The 17,873-nt window shown below is 48.2% G+C and carries 18 protein-coding genes; 4 read left to right on the top strand and 14 right to left on the bottom strand.

Features of this window, described 5'->3' with window-relative positions; genetic code table 11:
- Positions 1-91: 91 nt before the first annotated feature.
- The gene (locus M1Q06_RS05270) at positions 92-958 is read right to left on the bottom strand and encodes a nucleotidyltransferase-like protein (protein ID WP_434402102.1); all 867 of its coding nucleotides are present in this window, start codon (positions 956-958) and stop codon (positions 92-94) included.
- A 187-nt stretch (positions 959-1,145) separates the two neighbouring features.
- On the opposite strand from M1Q06_RS05270, the gene M1Q06_RS05265 reads away from it, so the two are divergent.
- The gene (locus tag M1Q06_RS05265) at positions 1,146-1,499 is read left to right on the top strand and encodes a YgzB family protein (RefSeq protein ID WP_058381334.1); all 354 of its coding nucleotides are present in this window, start codon (positions 1,146-1,148) and stop codon (positions 1,497-1,499) included.
- Between the two features lie 34 nt (positions 1,500-1,533).
- Here the strand turns inward: M1Q06_RS05265 and perR are convergent, their stop codons facing one another.
- The 4 genes from perR to bcp form a co-directional block, all read right to left on the bottom strand.
- Complete coding sequence (gene perR / locus M1Q06_RS05260) at positions 1,534-1,977, bottom strand: peroxide-responsive transcriptional repressor PerR (RefSeq protein ID WP_058381335.1); 444 nt, start codon at positions 1,975-1,977, stop codon at positions 1,534-1,536.
- Between the two features lie 179 nt (positions 1,978-2,156).
- A complete protein-coding gene (locus M1Q06_RS05255; protein WP_058381336.1) occupies positions 2,157-2,708 on the bottom strand; it encodes a cob(I)yrinic acid a,c-diamide adenosyltransferase in 552 nt (183 codons plus the stop codon).
- Positions 2,709-2,710: 2 nt separating this feature from the next.
- Complete coding sequence (locus M1Q06_RS05250) at positions 2,711-3,652, bottom strand: D-2-hydroxyacid dehydrogenase (RefSeq protein ID WP_434402099.1); 942 nt, start codon at positions 3,650-3,652, stop codon at positions 2,711-2,713.
- A gap of 15 nt (positions 3,653-3,667) precedes the next feature.
- Positions 3,668-4,144 (bottom strand): thioredoxin-dependent thiol peroxidase, encoded by a 477-nt coding sequence (bcp, locus tag M1Q06_RS05245; protein ID WP_121301206.1) that lies wholly within the window; start codon positions 4,142-4,144, stop codon positions 3,668-3,670.
- Between the two features lie 118 nt (positions 4,145-4,262).
- Between bcp and M1Q06_RS05240 the strand changes: the two genes are divergently transcribed.
- Entirely contained in the window at positions 4,263-5,549 is a 1,287-nt protein-coding gene (locus M1Q06_RS05240; protein ID WP_434402097.1) for a glutamate-1-semialdehyde 2,1-aminomutase, read from the top strand.
- A gap of 33 nt (positions 5,550-5,582) precedes the next feature.
- Positions 5,583-6,668 (top strand): FUSC family protein, encoded by a 1,086-nt coding sequence (locus tag M1Q06_RS05235; RefSeq protein ID WP_434402095.1) that lies wholly within the window; start codon positions 5,583-5,585, stop codon positions 6,666-6,668.
- Positions 6,669-6,699: 31 nt separating this feature from the next.
- On the opposite strand, the gene nikC is transcribed toward M1Q06_RS05235, so the two are convergent.
- From nikC to mutY, 9 genes are all read right to left on the bottom strand, one after another.
- Complete coding sequence (gene nikC, locus M1Q06_RS05230; protein ID WP_174520013.1) at positions 6,700-7,551, bottom strand: nickel transporter permease; 852 nt, start codon at positions 7,549-7,551, stop codon at positions 6,700-6,702.
- 50 nt (positions 7,552-7,601) lie between these two features.
- A complete protein-coding gene (locus M1Q06_RS05225) occupies positions 7,602-8,606 on the bottom strand; it encodes an ABC transporter permease (RefSeq protein WP_058381342.1) in 1,005 nt (334 codons plus the stop codon).
- 80 nt (positions 8,607-8,686) lie between these two features.
- The gene (locus tag M1Q06_RS05220; RefSeq protein ID WP_434402092.1) at positions 8,687-10,300 is read right to left on the bottom strand and encodes an ABC transporter substrate-binding protein; all 1,614 of its coding nucleotides are present in this window, start codon (positions 10,298-10,300) and stop codon (positions 8,687-8,689) included.
- Positions 10,301-10,329: 29 nt separating this feature from the next.
- Positions 10,330-11,313 (bottom strand): ABC transporter ATP-binding protein, encoded by a 984-nt coding sequence (locus M1Q06_RS05215; RefSeq protein ID WP_434402090.1) that lies wholly within the window; start codon positions 11,311-11,313, stop codon positions 10,330-10,332.
- A complete protein-coding gene (locus tag M1Q06_RS05210) occupies positions 11,288-12,307 on the bottom strand; it encodes an ABC transporter ATP-binding protein (RefSeq protein WP_434402088.1) in 1,020 nt (339 codons plus the stop codon). The genes M1Q06_RS05215 and M1Q06_RS05210 overlap by 26 nt, the downstream gene beginning before the upstream one ends.
- A gap of 153 nt (positions 12,308-12,460) precedes the next feature.
- Positions 12,461-14,206: an ABC transporter ATP-binding protein gene (locus M1Q06_RS05205; RefSeq protein ID WP_434402086.1), complete on the bottom strand. Its 1,746-nt coding sequence runs from the start codon at positions 14,204-14,206 to the stop codon at positions 12,461-12,463.
- Between the two features lie 60 nt (positions 14,207-14,266).
- Entirely contained in the window at positions 14,267-14,812 is a 546-nt protein-coding gene (gene ntdP / locus M1Q06_RS05200) for a nucleoside tri-diphosphate phosphatase (protein ID WP_068489119.1), read from the bottom strand.
- Positions 14,813-14,915: 103 nt separating this feature from the next.
- Positions 14,916-15,662 (bottom strand): enoyl-[acyl-carrier-protein] reductase FabL, encoded by a 747-nt coding sequence (gene fabL, locus M1Q06_RS05195; protein WP_434402084.1) that lies wholly within the window; start codon positions 15,660-15,662, stop codon positions 14,916-14,918.
- Positions 15,659-16,723, bottom strand: coding sequence for an A/G-specific adenine glycosylase (gene mutY / locus M1Q06_RS05190; protein WP_434402082.1), 1,065 nt, complete (start codon positions 16,721-16,723; stop codon positions 15,659-15,661). Before mutY ends, fabL begins: the two co-directional genes overlap by 4 nt.
- Before the next feature lie 137 nt (positions 16,724-16,860).
- Here mutY and M1Q06_RS05185 point away from each other — a divergent pair, with 137 nt between their 5' ends.
- Complete coding sequence (locus tag M1Q06_RS05185) at positions 16,861-17,841, top strand: metal-dependent hydrolase (RefSeq protein ID WP_434402080.1); 981 nt, start codon at positions 16,861-16,863, stop codon at positions 17,839-17,841.
- The last annotated feature ends 32 nt before the right edge of the window (positions 17,842-17,873 follow it).

The following is a 17,873-nucleotide window of genomic DNA, read 5'->3' as shown; positions in this document are numbered from 1 at the left end:
TCTTGTGCAGTATTTTGCTATTCTTTAACTTGCTATAATGAAGAAAGCTGACGGGGTGACTTCCCTGTCAGCTTTCTTCCTGTAAAATTATTTAGCGCTTGTTTGAATAATAACGATGGAAGATACCTTCGCTTTTTGTCTTTACGCCGTTAATTGCAACTAAATCTTTTTCGATTAAAAACTCAATTAGCACTTCAAGGTTGGAAGAATAATTTTTCAATTCTTCCTGTTCGTGCAATTCCTGAATCGTCCAGCTGCTTTGCTTCTCCATTACTTCACGAATATGTTGTGATCCGTCTTGTGTGCGAGAATGGATGAAGAATTCGCTGGCTAAGAATAAAAGCTCCAAGCGCTTGTCAATCGGTTCATCGCTTGAGATGAGTTCTTCGTATAATTTATAGATTGCCGGTTCCATCTTCTTCACTTGTGACCACACCGTCACTTCAGGCGGCAGCCCATTCTCAAGAACGGATAATCGAGCCAAATGATGGAGTGACTCTACCATGTGATGATACGCATCTAAATAATTTTTTTCTTCGAAGAACATTTTACCTTCTAGGTACCGGCGAATCAGTTTAGCAAACTCCAGCCCCATTTTGATTTTTCTGCCGTAGAAGGGATACTCTTTCAATTCTATTTTGAGCTTTTCCATAAATTCATTGCGATCATATATGACACGGCCGTTAAAGAGCCAGTCGACAATTTTGCGGTTTGTTCCCAATAGAAGCCATTTGTGTAATTGCTTTTCTGTTATGATATGCATAGCTGCTTTTTTATCCATGTACGTATAATGTTTTGTGAAAACCGGTGTCTCATTTTCTTTTGTAATGATCAGAAGGATTGAATCGAATGTATCTGTAATCGGGCTGATGTCTTCTCTCTTTTCTATTAGGATGACACCGAGCGTTGTTTCCTGGCTCGCGCGTTCTTGGTATAGCGGTCTCAATATTTGTTCCATCCGTCGTCACTCCCTGCAGTCTATCTTTGTATGTTTTATGATGCCCTGTATGCTCTAGGCATGCAAATATTCTAAGGCGTTTTTCTTTATTTCGACATATTTCACTCATATTCCTTTAACGGAATTAGCTTAACCCTTTTTGTGGACGTTTATGATATAGTATGATGGACGCAAGGAGGAACCGCTCATGAAATCTTATAAAAACAAAATCAACCGCATCCGGACCTTCGCTTTGGCATTGATTTTCATCGGCATCGTGATTATGTATGTCGGTATCTATTTCCGTAACCAACCGATTGTAATGGTCATCTTTATGCTGCTCGGTGTTGTCGCCATCATCGGAAGCACGGGTGTCTATGCTTGGATCGGCCTACTGTCGATGAAAACCGTCCCTGTACAGTGCCCGAATTGCGAGCGCCATACAAAAATGCTCGGACGTGTTGATATCTGTATGCATTGCAATGAACCGTTGACGATGGACCCTTCTCTTGAAGGTAAAGAATTCAACGAAGAATATAATAAGAAAAAGCCGCAATTATAAAAAAGAATGCCCGCCAAATCGGCGGGCATTCTTTTTATTGGGCTTTAGCTGACTCGCTATAACAATCGCGGCATGTCCCGTAGATTTCCAAACGGTGGTAATCCACCTGGAAGCCTGTTACATGGGACGCCAAATGTTCCACTTCGTCCAATCCTGGATAATGGAAATCGACAATCTTCCCACACTCGTTACAAATCATATGATAATGGTCGTGTGTGACAAAATCAAAGCGGCTTGAAGAATCCCCGTAGGTTAATTCTTTTACCAGCCCTGCTTTTTTAAAAACACGCAAATTATTATAAACGGTGGCTACACTCATATTGGGAAAGGCCTTTTCAAGCGCGCGATAAATATCATCTGCTGTCGGATGCGATGTAGAATGGATCATAAACTCCAAAATCGCATGACGCTGTGGTGTAATTCTGACACCTGTAGACTTCAACGTATCGAGTGCGTCTTTCAATTGGGCTTCAGACATCGCTGGGCACCTCACTTCGTATATATTCTTACATTATAATCGTTATAATTAGTGTACCTAAAAAAACCTTTGCGTGTCAAGAAATCGCTATAGGACGCTAATTTTCTGTTTATTCCACCAGCTAATTTTCGAATTAAAAAAGCAGCTAGGTATAGAACCCAGCTGCTTGAAGTTTCTGCTTACTCTGCGTGAAGCCCTTTTTCTTTAGAACCTAGTTGCTGGTTGACGAATCGTGCTGCGACAAAGAGAAAATCGGAAAGCCTGTTCAAATATGCCAGGACGTTAGGCGAAACGCCTTCCCCTATTGCAATAACATTGCGCTCGGCGCGGCGCACGATCGTCCGGGCTACATGAAATGCCGCTCCTGCGGGATGGCCGCCTGGCAAGATGAAGTTACTAAGTGGTTGGAGTTCTGCGTCATATTCATCGATCCATGTTTCCAGTCGAGTGATATGTTCCTCCTCAAGTTTCCATTTCACTTCTTTTCCTGCCGGGGTCGCTAATTCCGCTCCAACGTGGAAGAGAATTGTTTGGATCTGATGGAAGATTTCACAAAGAGCTTCTTTTTGCTCGAAAAATTCTCCATTCAAATGCCCTACACCGAGACCGATCATCGTATTGGCTTCATCACACGTTCCATAGGCTTCGACGAGCGGGTCGTTCTTTTTGACGCGGCTGCCGTATACAAGTGAAGTCGTTCCTTTGTCTCCTGTTTTCGTATAGATTTTCATCTTCAATAACCCCTTTTCATATCCACTGGATTTGATGGTGATTTATCGCCTTTGATCCAAGCATGTAAATTCGGAATGAAAACATCCAATGCGCGCTCGACGTATTTTCCGGAATGGCTCGAAACATGCGGGGAAATGATGACATTGTCCATCTTCCAATACGGGTGGTCTGCCGGCAGCGGCTCTTCTTCGAAAACATCCAATACGGCATAACCAATTTCGCCGTTTTCCAGCGCTTCAAGCATCACTTGGTCTTCCACCAGATCACCGCGGCCTAAATTCATGAAAATCGCATCCTCTTTCATCGCCTGGAAATGCTCTTTCTTCAATAGATGATAAGTTTCCTTCGTGCTCGGCAATACGGACAGAACAATGTCAGCATTTGGAAGAACGGCTGATACATTTTCAATAGAAACCATTTCATCCATATATTCAGCATCATTTCCCGAACGGTTGCAGCCGATCGTTTTAACTCCGAATGCTTGAAGCAAGCGGCCGATTTCCGAACCGATCGCCCCAGGACCGAACAGGACGGCTGTAGAACCTGCAAGTTCGGATGATTTGGTTTTCCGGTTCCATTCCCTGTTGCGCTGGTTCTCATAAATGAATGGCAAGGAGCGTTTGAGCGACAGCAAATGGGCCAATGCGGATTCCGCCATCGGGGTTTTATGGATTCCTTTGACGTTCGAAACGATGATCCCTTTTTTTGCTATGGCCGCGTGGGGCATTTTTTCAATTCCTGCGCTTGCTACCATGATCCATTTCAAGTTTTCGGCACTTTCGATATCTTCCACCGTTAAATCTTCTCCGTAAGTGACAACAATATCGGCTGTCGGCAAAAATGTCTTGTTCTTATACAAGAAGCGGAAATTCACTTCAGGGAATTCGGCTTGAAGCCGTTCCTGCTGGTTTTCTCTTGGCAAAAATGTAAATAGGACGTCCATCAGATTCTTCCTCTCTTAGTCACCGCTGATTGCTTTTACAGTTTCCAACACTTCTTCGATATGTTCTTTCACTTTCACTTTGCGCCATTCCTTGATGACGGTACCTGTCGGGTCGATCAAGAATGTCGAGCGCTCGATGCCCCAGAATTCTTTACCGTACATTTTCTTGAGCTTCCAAACCCCATAAGCTTCAGACACTTGGTGATCCTCGTCAACGAGAAGCGAAAACGGCAAACCGTGCTTGTCGATGAATTTTTGATGGCGTTCTTTGGAATCTGCACTGACGCCCAAAATCTCTGCGTTAAGCTCCGAAAAATCTTTTTCGGCATCGCGGAAATCGCATGCTTGGGTCGTACAACCCGGTGTCATATCTTTCGGATAAAAATAGAGTACGACGTATTTTTTTCCTGCGTAATCCGATAGGGAAATTGTTTCGCCCTGTTCATTTTGCAATGTGAAGTCAGGTGCTGCCAATCCTTCTAATGTAGCCAAACCCATCACTCCTTTTCTTTCTTCTATCGTACCGGACGGTTTCATTACTTTCAATTTCTTTGGCGTTTGCAGCTGATATTGTCTACAATAAGGAATAGATTATTTTAGGAGGCATTTTATGGATCACTCGATTTCCGAACAATTGCACCAAGAAGCGTTAGAACATATTGTCGGCGGGGTTAATAGTCCTTCCCGCTCTTATAAAGCTGTAGGAGGCGGCTCTCCTATCGCGATGGATTATGGAAAAGGCGCCCATTTTTATGATGTAGATGGAAATAAATACATCGATTATTTAGCGGCTTACGGCCCGATTATCACAGGCCATGGCCACCCGCATATCGCAAAAGCCATTGCCAATGCTGCTGAAACCGGCGTGTTATTCGGCACCCCGACAAAGCACGAAGTGACATTCGCCAAAATGCTGAAACAAGCGATGCCTGCGATGGATAAAGTGCGTTTTGTCAATAGCGGGACGGAAGCTGTCATGACGACTATCCGCGTGGCACGTGCATATACGGGACGGACCAAAATCATGAAATTCGCCGGATGCTATCACGGCCATTCCGACTTAGTGCTTGTTGCTGCCGGTTCCGGACCTGCTACACTCGGCACACCTGATTCGGCAGGCGTCCCGAAATCGATAGCTGAAGAAGTGATCACGATTCCCTTTAACGATCCAGAGGCATTCAAAGAAGCGATTGACCGTTGGGGTAATGAAATTGCTTGCATACTCGTCGAGCCGATTGTCGGCAACTTCGGCATTGTCGAACCGGAAGAAGGGTTTCTTGAAGAAGTCCACGCACTGGCGAAAGAGAAAGGTGCATTGATTGTCTATGATGAAGTCATTACGGCTTTCCGCTTCCATTACGGCGGTGCGCAGAATTTGCTCGGCCTTGAGCCGGACTTGACGGCGCTCGGAAAAATCATCGGCGGCGGTTTGCCGATCGGTGCATACGGCGGGAAGCGTGAAATCATGGAAACGGTCGCCCCGCTTGGACCCGCTTATCAGGCAGGGACGATGGCCGGCAATCCGGCTTCGATCCAAGCAGGCATCGCCTGTCTTGAAGTGTTGCAAGAAAAAGGTGTTTACGAACGCATGGACCAACTTGGGGAACGTCTTGAATCAGGAATTTTGACTGCTGCTGACAAATACGGCGTCACGATTACGATCAATCGTTTAAAAGGTGCCCTGACGATTTATTTCACCGATCAAAAAGTGAAAAATTACGAACAAGCGGAAGCCACGGATGGCGAAATGTTCGGGCGTTTCTTTAAACTGATGCTTGAACAGGGCATCAATTTGGCGCCTTCCAAATACGAAGCCTGGTTTTTGACCACTGAACATACAGAGGAAGATATCGATACGTCGATCCGGGCGGTAGAGCATGCATTTGCCCAATTGTAAAAACGGATTCCTTTCTGAAGGGGGTGTTTGCCGATGAAACTCGGTGCGCGCATATTCAAAACCGGTATCGCTATATCACTTGCCTTGTTTCTGGCGACGCTTCTTGAACTTCCGACGCCAGTATTTGCAGGGGTAGCGGCGATTTTCGCCATACAGCCTTCCATTTACCGGTCATACCTGACGTTACTCGACCAAGTTTACGGGAACTTAATTGGCGCCTCGATTGCCGTTATCTTCGTGTTGACGCTCGGACCGAACTATTTAACGATCGGTGTCGCCGCTATTTTAGCGATCATCATAATGCTGAAACTAAAGCTCGAAAACACAGTGCCCTTGACACTGGTGACTTTGATCATCATTATGGACTCGCAATCGGATGACTTTCTGGTCTTCGCCTCTTTGCGATTCCTGACAGTATTATTGGGGATTTTATCGGCTTTTATCGTCAATATGATCTTTTTGCCGCCAAAATACGAAACGCGCTTGTTCCAGTCAATCCATTCCGTCAGCGAAGATGTCATACGGTGGATCCGGATTTCGATCCGCCATGCTTCCGATCATTCCTCGGTAAAAGAAGACATCGACAAATTGACCGAGAAACTGGTGAAAGTGGACCAATGGTATTCATTTTATAAAGAAGAACGCAGTTATACGAAAAAGCAGCAATATACAAAAGCCCGCAAGCTGGTACTCTACAGGCAGATGATTGCCACATCGAAAAAAAGCCTGGAAGTTCTGCGGCGCCTGAACCGTTATGATAATGAACTGCGGGATTTGCCCGAACAATTCCACATGATGGTGCAGGAGCGGCTCGAGAGCTTGGCGAGCTATCACGAACAGCTTTATATGAAATACATCGGGAAAATCCGTCCGGAACATAGCGAAAGTTCAGGGCCGGACGCGGTGTTGAAACGCAATGAAGTCATGTCGATTTTCGTCAAGGAAATCAATTTATCGACTGAAGTCGAAGAAGACGAATTTTCGGTTTACCATTTGATGCACGTCCTCTCTGCCCTGCTTGACTACGAAGAGCATTTGGAGCATCTGGACTTGCTGATCATCGCATACCATAATTACCATAGCGAAGAAGTCGACAGCGACATCGAAAACGCCATATAAAAAACGCCCGGAAAATTTCCGGGCGTTTTTCTTATGATTTCATTCGTGGGTCGAGTGCGTCGCGCAACCCGTCTCCCATTAAATTAAAGCCAAGTACGGTCAACATAATCGCCACACCCGGGAAAATCATCGTCCACGGGGCATTGGTCAAGTACGAGCGGGAATCGGCCAGCATCTTGCCCCATTCCGGGGAAGGCGCTTGCGCCCCGAGCCCGAGAAAGCCGAGTGCCGCCGCTTCAATGATCGCTGTCGCAATCGCGAGCGTGCCTTGGACGATAACCGGCGCCATGGAGTTCGGCAAAATATGCGAAACCAATATGCGGTTATCTTTCATGCCGATCGCTTTTGCCGACATGATGTATTCGTCTTCCTTGATGCTCAATACCTTCGACCGGATCAAGCGCCCGAAGTTCGGAACGTTGATAATGGCAATCGCAATCAATGCATTGCGTAGGGACGGCCCAAGAACCGATACCACTGCAATCGCAAGAAGGATACTCGGGAATGCCAACATGATATCGAATAGCCGGGAAATGATGGTATCAACCCAGCGTCCATAATAGCCGGCCAAAATACCGAGAATACTGCCGACAACTACCGATCCGATAACCGCCAGGAATCCAACCCATAGCGAGATGCGCGCTCCGTATACGACACGCGACAAGATATCGCGGCCGAAATCGTCTGTACCCATCCAATGATCACCGGAAGGAGGCAGAAGCCGCTGGGAAAGATTTTGTTCATTGATGCCTTGCGGTGTAAATAACGGACCGAAAATCGCCAAAAGAATGAAGAAAATGACGATGCCCATACCGACGACCGCGACTTTACTTTTGCGGAATCCGCGCCATGCCTCTTTCCAAGGACCGGCGACTTTTTGCATTTCCTGCTTGTCTGCTGCTGCTGTTTCAGCCAATGTGCTCCTCCCCCTTCCTAATCATATTTGATCCTCGGATCGACCAAGCCGTAAAGCAAGTCGACGAAGAGGTTGATCATGACGAATATAAATGCGACGACGAGAATGCCGGATTGGATAACCGGATAATCGCGGAAACCGATCGCTTCATAAATATAGCGCCCGATGCCTGGCCATCCGAAAATGGTTTCTGTCAAAATGGCGCCGCCGAGCAATAAGCCCATCTGTAAGCCAATGATTGTAAGAACTGGAATGATCGCATTTTTCAATGCGTGCTTGTAGACGACCCAGAACATCTTGACGCCTTTGGCACGTGCTGTCCGCACATAATCCGAACGCATGACTTCAAGCATTGATGAGCGCGTCATACGGGCAATAATTGCCATCGGAATAGTGGCCAGCGCAGTTCCCGGAAGCACCAAATGCTTCAATACGGTCGCCAATTGATTGAAATCACCTTGAATGATGGTGTCCAACACATAAAAATTGGTGATGTTATTGATTGGATCCCGGACGTTTTCACGGCCAGTCGTCGGCAATATGCCGAGTTCAATCGAGAAAATCCATTGGTTCATGAGGCCGAGCCAGAAAATCGGCATGGAAACACCGATCAAGGCTAGCACCATCGCTGTGTAATCGAACCACGAGTTCTGGAACCATGCAGAGATGATGCCTGCATTAATGCCGATGACCACGGCAATGATGATCGCGAACAAAGATAATTCAAATGTCGCTGCTAGATATGGCCAAATTTCTTCCGAAACAGGTGAACGGGTACGCAGCGAATCCCCCATGTCGCCTGTGACCAGGCCTTTTAAGTAATCGAAATATTGGATGTACCAGGGATTGTCAAGCCCCAGACTGGTCCGTAATGCTTTAATTGCTTCTTCGGATGCTTGTTGCCCAAGGATGACTTGTGCAGGATCGCCTGGAATCGCCCGGATGATCATGAAGACAATAAATGTCATTCCGAGTAATACAGGAATCAATTGCAAAAGCCGCTGCCCGATATAGTGAAGCATCTTCTTCACCTCTCCATCTCAATTGCATTATGTATTGAAAAGGGGGAGAAATCAGTATGACCTCTCCCCCAAAGAAACGCCTACTCCAAATCTACTGAAGACAATTTGTCAGAGCCAGTTGGATGCGCTTTAAAGTCGATTACGTTCGTCCCGCCTGCAAGAAGCGGTGTAGAGTGCGCAAGCGGTACCCATGGCGCGTCTTCGTGGATGATTTCCTGAGCCTGCATATAGAGTTCGTTGCGGGCCTCTTCATCAACTTCTGTTTGAGCTTCAATCAAGATATCGTGAAGTTCTTGGTTTTCGTAGTATGTGTAGTTGTTTGAACCGATGTTGTCTTGGTCAAGCAATACATACAAGAAGTTATCGGCATCGCCGTTATCGCCTGTCCAGCCGAGAAGGAATGCATCTGCTTCTCCCGCTGCCGCTTTTTCAAGATATGTTGCCCATTCGTAGGAAACGATTTCAGCTGTAATGCCGACTTCCGACAAATCACTTTGGATCGCTTCCGCTACTTTTTGGCCATCCGGCATATACGGACGTGGAACCGGCATTGCCCATAGTTCCATTGTGAAGCCATCTTCGAGTCCTGCTTCAGCTAGAAGTTCTTTCGCTTTCTCAGGATCGTACTCATAGCCTTCAATGCTGTCGTTATAACCGCTGATTACCGGAGGCATCGGGTTTTTCGCGACTTCTGCACGGCCTTCGAAGAATGAATCGACAATTGCCTGGCGGTCAATCGCATGGTTCATCGCCTGGCGCACTTTCGGATCGTCGAATGGTTCACGAGTAGTCGTCAATCCAAGGTATCCGACGTTCATCGACGGACGTTCGAACAATTGAAGGTTTTCATCATTTTCGATCGTTTCTGAATCTGATGGGGTAATGCCGTCAGCCAAATCGATTTCGCCAGACAATAATGCATTCAAACGTGCTGAGTTATCTGGAATTGCACGGAACACGACTTGGTCGAGTTTCGGTTCTCCATCTACCCAGTAATCATCGAATTTCTCGATTGTTACCGTGTCGTTGCGCTGCCATTCAACGAATTTGAATGGGCCAGTGCCGACAGGTTGATCGCCGAATGATTCGCCAGCTTCTTCAAATGCGGTCGGTGATGCGATGCCGAATGGGCTCATCGCCAAGTTTTTGAGGAATGGTGCTTGTGGGCGCTTCAATTTAATCACGACTTCGTAATCGCCAGTCGCTTCGACCGATTCGATGACGTGTTCTTCTTCATCGCCAAATCCGCCAAACATTGATTTATAGTACGGGAATTGGTCTGCATCCCCAGCAGCCCAGCGTTCAAAGTTCGCGACAACTGCTTCAGCGTTGAAATCCGTTCCATCATGGAACGTGACGCCTTCTTGCAACTGGAGCGTGTAAGTCAAACCATCTTCCGCCGCTTCCCAATCGCTGGCAAGCCCTGCTTCAATTTCAGTGTCCTGCTCGCCGAAATTGATCAATGTATCGAAGATGTTTTTCGTAACTTTGAAAGACTCTCCATCTGTGACCGTGATCGGATCCAGTGAAACCGAGTCGCCGCCGCGTCCGAAGATCAGGACTTTCTCGCCGCCTGATTCTGAATCTCCGCCTTCTCCGCCTGATTCCGAATCACCGCCTGAACAGCCGTAAAGCGCTGTCGACAGCAAAAGCAGCATCAGGAAAGCGATTGATACAATTTTCTTTTTCCCCAAAATAACCCCTCCGTTTTGTTTTTTTATTATCATTGCGGCCTGCTTTCCTCATAAAGGTGGCAAGCCACAGAATGACCTGGTTCAACTTCCGCGAAACGCGGAATTTCCTGCGAGCAGATATCCATCTTGAATGGGCAGCGTGTATGGAAGCGGCAGCCTGATGGCGGATTGGCCGGACTCGGCACATCCCCTTTGATCACTACTTCTTCGCGGACAAAATCAGGGTCCGGCACAGGCACGGCAGATAGCAGCGCTTGTGTGTAGGGATGAAGCGGCTTTTCATACAGGCTTTCTGTATCCGCAAGCTCCGCCATATTGCCCAAATACATAACACCCACACGGTCGCTAATATGGCGTACGACCCCGAGATCATGGGCGATGAATATGTACGTCAATTTCAAGTCGCGCTGCAAATCCTGCATCAAATTGAGCACTTGCGCTTGAATCGACACATCAAGTGCCGAAACCGGCTCATCGGCGATGATCAGTTTCGGATTGGTCATGAGCGCGCGCGCAATGCCGATTCGCTGGCGTTGTCCGCCGCTGAATTGGTGCGGATAACGCTTGGCGTGATAGCTGCTGAGCCCGACGATTTCAAGAAACTCATGCACTTTCTGCTTGCGCTCTTTCGGTTCACCGATATTGTGTACGTTCAAGGGCTCCATCAGGATTTTTTCGATGCTGTGGCGCGGATTGAGGGACGCGTATGGATCCTGAAACACCATTTGGATATCGCGTCTTGCTTTGCGCATATCGGACGCTGACAAACTGGTCAATTCTTGCCCGTCAAATGTCACTTTGCCTTCTGTCGGATCGAGCAAGCGCATCAGCATACGCCCGGTCGTCGACTTGCCGCAGCCAGATTCACCGACGATGCCAAGTGTTTCCCCTTCATTTACATAGAAGGAAATGTCATCAACTGCTTTAACCTGCCCTTTTACGCGGCCAAGAACCCCGCCTGTTATCGGGAAATATTTCTTCAGGCCTTCAACTTTCAACAATGGTTCTGTCATGCGACTTGGCCTCCTTTGGATCAAATAGGAAACAGCGCGTCTTGTGGTCTTCTGCCGTCTGGTATAATGCCGGGTCTTCCACATGGCAGCGATCGAAGGCGAATTCACAGCGCGCTGCGTATTTGCAGCCTACTTTGATCGATCCGGGTTTTGGCACGTTCCCAGGAATGGAATATAGGCGTTCTTTCTTGAAACGCATATCGGGAACGCTTTCCAATAGGCCTCGTGTATAGGGATGCTGCGGATCATTGAAAATGGTATGTACTGGCCCTTCTTCGACTACTTTCCCCGCGTACATGACGACGACGCGTTCGCATGTTTCTGCGACGACACCAAGGTCATGGGTGATCAGCAAGACGGCTGTATCGAGCCGTTCGTTTAAATTTTTGATCAACTTAAGGATCTGCGCTTGTATCGTCACATCGAGTGCAGTGGTCGGTTCGTCGGCAATCAGCACTTTCGGGTCGCACAGCAAAGCCATCGCGATCATCACGCGCTGGCGCATGCCTCCCGACAATTGGTGCGGATATTCGTTAAGCAAAGCTTCTGCACGTGGCAGGCCGACCAATTTCATCATCTCGACAGCGCGTTCCTGGATTTGGCTTTTCGACCAATCCTTTTTATGGATTTTCAATGCTTCGCGCAATTGGTTGCCGATGGTAAACAACGGGTTCAGCGAAGTCATCGGCTCCTGGAAAATCATTGCAATATCATCGCCGCGAATCTGGCGCATTTCTTTATCGGATAGTTTTGTCAAATCCTTATCTTGGAATAAAATTTCCCCGCTCACTATTTTCCCCGGAGGACTTGGCACCAGCCCCATTATGGACAATGAGGTGACACTTTTTCCGCAGCCGGATTCCCCTACAATGCCGAGCACTTCCCCTTGGCGGATATGGAAATCTACGTTGTCCACTGCCGGTACTTCTCCATCATCAGTGAAAAAGGAAGTGCGCAGCCCTTTCACATCCAAGATGGTTTTTCGTTCGTCCATAGAGATCCTCCTTCTTCATTTTAAATTATTCAGAACATTCTCTGTGTTTCCATTATACGTAATATTAGTAGTAATGCAATAGTTTTCGGGAGATTGGCGAAAGCCTTCCTTCCTATTAAAAAAGCTCCCCAAAAATTGGGGAGCTTGAAATAGTTAACCTATGTTCTGCACTTGGAATAGTTTGTAATAGACGCCGCGTTTTTGCAAGAGCTCATCATGTGTGCCTTGTTCAGCCAGTTGGCCGTTGTCGATGACCAGTATTTGGTCGGCGTGGGTGATGGTCGACAAGCGGTGTGCGACCATCAATGTCGTGCGGTCGTACGCAAGGCGCTCCAGGGAATCTTGGATGAGCGCTTCGCTTTCAAGATCGAGTGCGGATGTCGCTTCGTCCAAGATGAGAATCGCCGGGTCTTTCAGGAAGACGCGGGAAATGGCGATGCGCTGCTTCTGGCCGCCGGATAACTTGACGCCGCGCTCGCCGACTTTAGTGTCGTAGCCTTCCGGCAAGTTGCTGATGAAATCATGGGCATTCGCCGCTTTTGCTGCCGCGATGACTTCCTCGTCGGTAGCATCGGGTTTTCCCATCAGGATATTTTCTTTGACTGATTCACTGAACAGGATCGAATCCTGCAGGACGAGGCCGATCTGGTCGCGCAAGGAATGAATTGTCACGTCTTTCAAATCATGGCCATCCATGCGGATCGAGCCTTCCGTGACATCATAGAACCTTGGGATGAGCGAAACGATCGTCGATTTTCCGCCGCCGCTCATGCCGACAAATGCGACTGTCTCTCCTGGATTGACCGTGAAGTTAAGGTTCGACAGTACTTCGCTGCCCCCATCGTTGTAATGGAACGCAACATTATGGAATTCAAGCTTGCCGTCGACTCGCCCCAGTTCCCGTGCGTCTCTTTTATCCGTCACGTCGTATTCCTCATCGACCATTTCGAAGACGCGGTCCATCGAAGCAAGTGATTGCACAAGTGTCGTCGACGAGTTGACGAGACGGCGCAGCGGGTTATACAAGCGTTCGATGTAAGCGATAAACGCGACCATCGTCCCGAGCGTCAAATTCCCTTGAATGACTTGGTAGCCCGCATAGCCGATGACCAATAAAGGTGCCACGTCGGTAATGGTGTTGACGACCGCGAATGCTTTGGCATTCCATTTCGTATGGTCGATCGCTTTTTCCAGGAATTGATCGTTCGTGTTGTTGAAGATCTTTTCTTCATGCTTCTCGAGTGCAAAGCTTTTGATGATGCTCATGCCCTGCACACGTTCGTGCAAATAACTTTGGACATTGGCAAGCGCTTGGGAGCGTTCGCGCGTCAAGTCACGCAAGCGTCCGAAGAAATATTTGACGCTGAATGCATAAAACGGAAATGCCAACAGCGCAACAATCGTCAAGGAGACGTCCATGGTGAGCATGATGATGATGGCAATGAGAATGGTCGCGACATCGAGCCAGACATTCATCAAGCCGATCATGACGAAGTTTTTCGTTTGCTCGACATCATTGATGACCCGTGAAATGATTTCACCCGCCCGCGTATTTGCATAATAGCGCAAGCTCAGCCGCTGCAGGTGGCTGTATAGATACCCGCGGATGTCATAGAGAATTTTATTGCTGACATACTGTGCATAATACTGCCGGAAATATTCGATCGGCGGGCGCAGCAGGAAGAACACGATCGCCGTGCCCCCGAGCCATAGGTAAAGCTGGCTGAGCTTTTCTGCATCTGACAAAGCCTCTGCCCCGATAATATCGTCAATGACAATCTTGATGAGAAGCGGGATAAATAAGGGAATCGCAAACTTGAAGATCCCGATGAAAATCGTCAAGGCAATTTGCCAATAATACGGCTTGACGAATTTCATATATCGTTTCATACTGCTCAAACTGTTCACTCCATTCTGTTCAAAATGAAAAACCTGTTGGCAGGCAACAGGTTTTCCATGTTAATCATGAATCCGGTTATGCTTATGAAATTCATACCGGCTCGTCCATACTTCGATAAAGTCCTGGGCAAAAGGGCCTCTTCTTTGCTTGATCCAGCTGATCAGCTTGTCCACATTTCGGTAGAGTATTTGATCGATGACTTCTGGGTAGCCCATTTGCCGCTTATGGTCTTCGTATTCGTCTTCATCCAACAGCGTGTAAGACATATCCGGAAACACTTTTACATCCAAGTCATAATCGATGTATTTCAACGATCCATTATTGTAGACGAACGGGGAGCTGATATTGCAATAATAATAGACGCCGTCGTCACGCAGCATGCAGATGATGTTGAACCAATGTTCGGCATGGAAATAACAGATCGACGGCTCTCGCGTCAACCATGTCCTGCCGTCCGATTCCCTCACCAGCGTGCGTTCGTTCGCGCCGATCACAATATTGTTCGTCCCTTTCAGTACAGTTGTTTCCTGCCAGACACGGTGGATGCGTCCGTTGTGCTTGTAACTGTGGATCTGGATTGTTTCACCCTCCGCAGGAACCGCCATGCACCATCCCACCTTTTCGTCTAACTATCACTATATGTTATCTCCCGTTCATTATATCAATCAATTCTGAAAACATACAGCAATAAGCCGAAAGTTGCGAGAATCACATGACGATAGACCGACCTCCGTCGACGATGATCGTCTGTCCGCGGATCATATCGGCATGGTCGGAGATAAGGAACATCGCCGTTTTGACCATGTCATCGATTTCGACCATGCGCCCTGCTGGCGTGTTGTCGCGCGCATCGCCTAGCAATTCCTCGCGGTTCGGGAAATGCTTCAACGCTTCCGTATCAAGCGCGCCGCCGGAGACGGTATTGACCGCGATATTTTTCGGTGCGAGTTCCACCGCCAAATAACGGGTGATCGATTCGACGGCTGCTTTCGATACGCCGATCGTCGTGTAGTTTTCCAAATAGCGGATCGAGCCGAGTGAGCTGATGCCGATGATCTTGCCGCCTTTGTCCATCAGCTTCGCCGCTTCTTGTGCACCGAACAGCATCGCCTTGGCGTTGATGTTCATCGTCCAGTCCCAATGGGATTCTTCCAGTTCCATGACGGGGCGCAAGACGCCGGATGCCGCGTTTGACACGAACACATCCAAGCGGCCGAACTCTTCCTTAATCGTTTCGAACATGGCGCGCAGTTTGTCGACGTCGCCGACATTGGCGCGCACGAGCAAGGCTTTTCTTCCTCTCGCTTCGACTTCCTTCACCGTATCGAGTGCGGCTGATTTGCTGCGCGCATAGTTGACGACGATGTCATAGCCTTCTTCTGCTAAGGCAATCGCCATCGCTTTGCCTAGCCCACGGCTGCTTCCTGTCACTAACGCCACTTTTTGTTCTGTCATGTCGCTACATCTCCTCTTTGCTCTAAAGCAGTCTTCATTTTTTGTCCCGGCCCGGCAATCGGCAAATTCTCCAATTGTTCCGGTGTCACCCATTTCATGTTTTCGGGCGGCGTGAATTCTTCCGCCCTGGCCAAATAGCCATCCACATTCCATGTTAAATGAGAAAAGACATGTTTGAAAGCGGTAATTTTTTCGACATCAAAAAGTGCGCCATCCAATGTCTCCGCATATAATTCACCGACTTCATTCGCTTCGAGCGCTGCAGTAAGCTCGAGCATCGGATATTGCCACATGCCCGCAAGCAGGCCTTTAGCCGGGCGCTGTTCCATCAACAGTTTATCGCCGCTCCGAATCGCCATCATGGCGAAATCAGCATTACGATTTTTCTTCGCTTTCGTTTTAACCGGCAGTTCCGTTTCCCTGCCGGCATGGAATGCTTCACAATGGTCGCGCACCGGGCATAGCAAGCATTTCGGTGATGTCGGCGTGCAGATGAGCGCGCCGAGTTCCATCAATCCTTGATTGAATGAAGAAGGGTCTTCATGGCTGATCAATTCCGTCACCGCCTGTTCAAACACTTTGCGCGTCTTCGGCTTGGCGATGTCTTCCTCGATCAAGAGAATACGGCTGAGTACGCGCATGACGTTGCCATCGACGGCATGTTCCGGCACGCCATAGGCAATGCTCAATACAGCGCCAGCCGTATAAGGCCCGACGCCTTTCAACGCGGAAATCTCCTTGCGCGTCGTTGGCACGATGCCCCCGTACTGTTCGGCGACTTCGCGCACACCGGCCTGCAGATTACGGGCACGAGAATAATAGCCGAGGCCTTCCCAAAGCTTCAATAAACTTTCTTCTTCTGCTTGCGCCAAAGATTCGACAGTGGGAAATTTCTCGACAAAGCGTTTATAATAAGGGATAACCGTATCGACTCTCGTCTGCTGCAACATGACCTCGGAAATCCAGATTTGATAAGGGTCGGCTGTGCGGCGCCAAGGCAAATCACGCTGTTCTTTCCGAAACCAGCCGATCAGGTCCTGCTGAAATTGCTGCTTGTCCATATTTATGTTTTCTGCCTCCGTTCATGCTGATTATTCCGGCCCTGAAGCGGGTATGTATACTTAAGGAATATGCTTATTTTATCAAATGGCGGGCTGACAAGATATTATATACGCTCGTAAAGAAGGGGGATGCGTCGATGGATACAGGAACTCATATTGTCATGGGCATTGCGCTTGGCGGGCTCGCATTGGCCGATCCCATTGTCGCTGCTCATCCGGCCACTTGGGCTGCCGTCATGACCGGCACCATTATCGGCTCGCAAATCCCCGATATCGATACCGTTCTGAAGCTGCGCGACAACGCCGTTTATATACGCCATCACCGAGGCGTAACACATTCAGTGCCGGCCGTGCTGTCATGGCCTGTTTTGCTTTCAGGCGCCATTTACCTTATTTTTCCAGAATCCAATCTTCTTCATTTGTGGCTATGGACTTTCCTTGCTGTGTTTCTCCATGTATTTGTGGATATATTCAATTCATACGGCACGCAAGCGCTCCGCCCATTTTCCAATCATTGGGTGGCTCTTGGCGTCATCAATACCTTCGACCCAATCATTTTCGGCGCGCATGTCGTGGCCCTCATGATTTGGGCGTTCGGAGCAGATCCCGTTTGGACAATGAGCATTTTGTATATCATCCTGTTCTTCTATTACGTCTCGCGCTTTGCGCTTCAGTCCGCGATCAAGCAGGCGATCCGCAATACGATCCCGGGCACAAACGATGTCTTCGTCGCGCCGACAATGCGCTATTTCCAATGGCGCATCGCCGCTGATACCGACCGCCACCATTATGTAGGACAGGCTTATGGCCGCTCGATCAATATCTACGACAAGTTTTTGAAAAAGCCGATGCCTGAAAACGCCCTGATCCAGAAAGCGATGAAAGACAAGAACCTGGCTGCCTTCGTGTCGTTTTCCCCGCTGTATCGCTGGGAGATCAATCAATACGGAGAGATCTACGAAGTCCGTTTGATTGATTTGCGCTACCGCAGCAACGATTATTATCCGTTTGTTGCAGTTGCCCATCTGGACGGGGACCACAATATCCTGAATTCCTATACAGGATGGATTTTCAGCGAAGACAAATTGAGGAAAAAACTCGATTTCAGCCATAACTGAATAGTAAAAACGGCCAGGGATTTCTCCCGGCC

Source organism: Planococcus sp. 11815, from assembly GCF_051096385.1.
In the GTDB taxonomy this organism is placed as follows: domain Bacteria; phylum Bacillota; class Bacilli; order Bacillales_A; family Planococcaceae; genus Planococcus; species Planococcus citreus.
Note: the sequence above shows the minus strand (reverse complement) of the source record. Positions and strands in the feature narration are given on the sequence as shown.

Excerpts from the sequence above, each read along its gene's own strand:
- M1Q06_RS05270 (WP_434402102.1), bottom strand. The coding sequence starts at position 958 with ATGGAACAAATATTGAGACCGCTATACCAAGAACGCGCGAGCCAGGAA.
- M1Q06_RS05265 (WP_058381334.1), top strand. The coding sequence starts at position 1,146 with ATGAAATCTTATAAAAACAAAATCAACCGCATCCGGACCTTCGCTTTG.
- perR (WP_058381335.1), bottom strand. The coding sequence starts at position 1,977 with ATGTCTGAAGCCCAATTGAAAGACGCACTCGATACGTTGAAGTCTACA.
- M1Q06_RS05255 (WP_058381336.1), bottom strand. The coding sequence starts at position 2,708 with ATGAAAATCTATACGAAAACAGGAGACAAAGGAACGACTTCACTTGTA.
- M1Q06_RS05250 (WP_434402099.1), bottom strand. The coding sequence starts at position 3,652 with ATGGACGTCCTATTTACATTTTTGCCAAGAGAAAACCAGCAGGAACGG.
- M1Q06_RS05240 (WP_434402097.1), top strand. The coding sequence starts at position 4,263 with ATGGATCACTCGATTTCCGAACAATTGCACCAAGAAGCGTTAGAACAT.
- M1Q06_RS05235 (WP_434402095.1), top strand. The coding sequence starts at position 5,583 with ATGAAACTCGGTGCGCGCATATTCAAAACCGGTATCGCTATATCACTT.
- nikC (WP_174520013.1), bottom strand. The coding sequence starts at position 7,551 with ATGCAAAAAGTCGCCGGTCCTTGGAAAGAGGCATGGCGCGGATTCCGC.
- M1Q06_RS05225 (WP_058381342.1), bottom strand. The coding sequence starts at position 8,606 with ATGCTTCACTATATCGGGCAGCGGCTTTTGCAATTGATTCCTGTATTA.
- M1Q06_RS05215 (WP_434402090.1), bottom strand. The coding sequence starts at position 11,313 with ATGACAGAACCATTGTTGAAAGTTGAAGGCCTGAAGAAATATTTCCCG.
- M1Q06_RS05210 (WP_434402088.1), bottom strand. The coding sequence starts at position 12,307 with ATGGACGAACGAAAAACCATCTTGGATGTGAAAGGGCTGCGCACTTCC.
- ntdP (WP_068489119.1), bottom strand. The coding sequence starts at position 14,812 with ATGGCGGTTCCTGCGGAGGGTGAAACAATCCAGATCCACAGTTACAAG.
- fabL (WP_434402084.1), bottom strand. The coding sequence starts at position 15,662 with ATGACAGAACAAAAAGTGGCGTTAGTGACAGGAAGCAGCCGTGGGCTA.
- mutY (WP_434402082.1), bottom strand. The coding sequence starts at position 16,723 with ATGGACAAGCAGCAATTTCAGCAGGACCTGATCGGCTGGTTTCGGAAA.
- M1Q06_RS05185 (WP_434402080.1), top strand. The coding sequence starts at position 16,861 with ATGGATACAGGAACTCATATTGTCATGGGCATTGCGCTTGGCGGGCTC.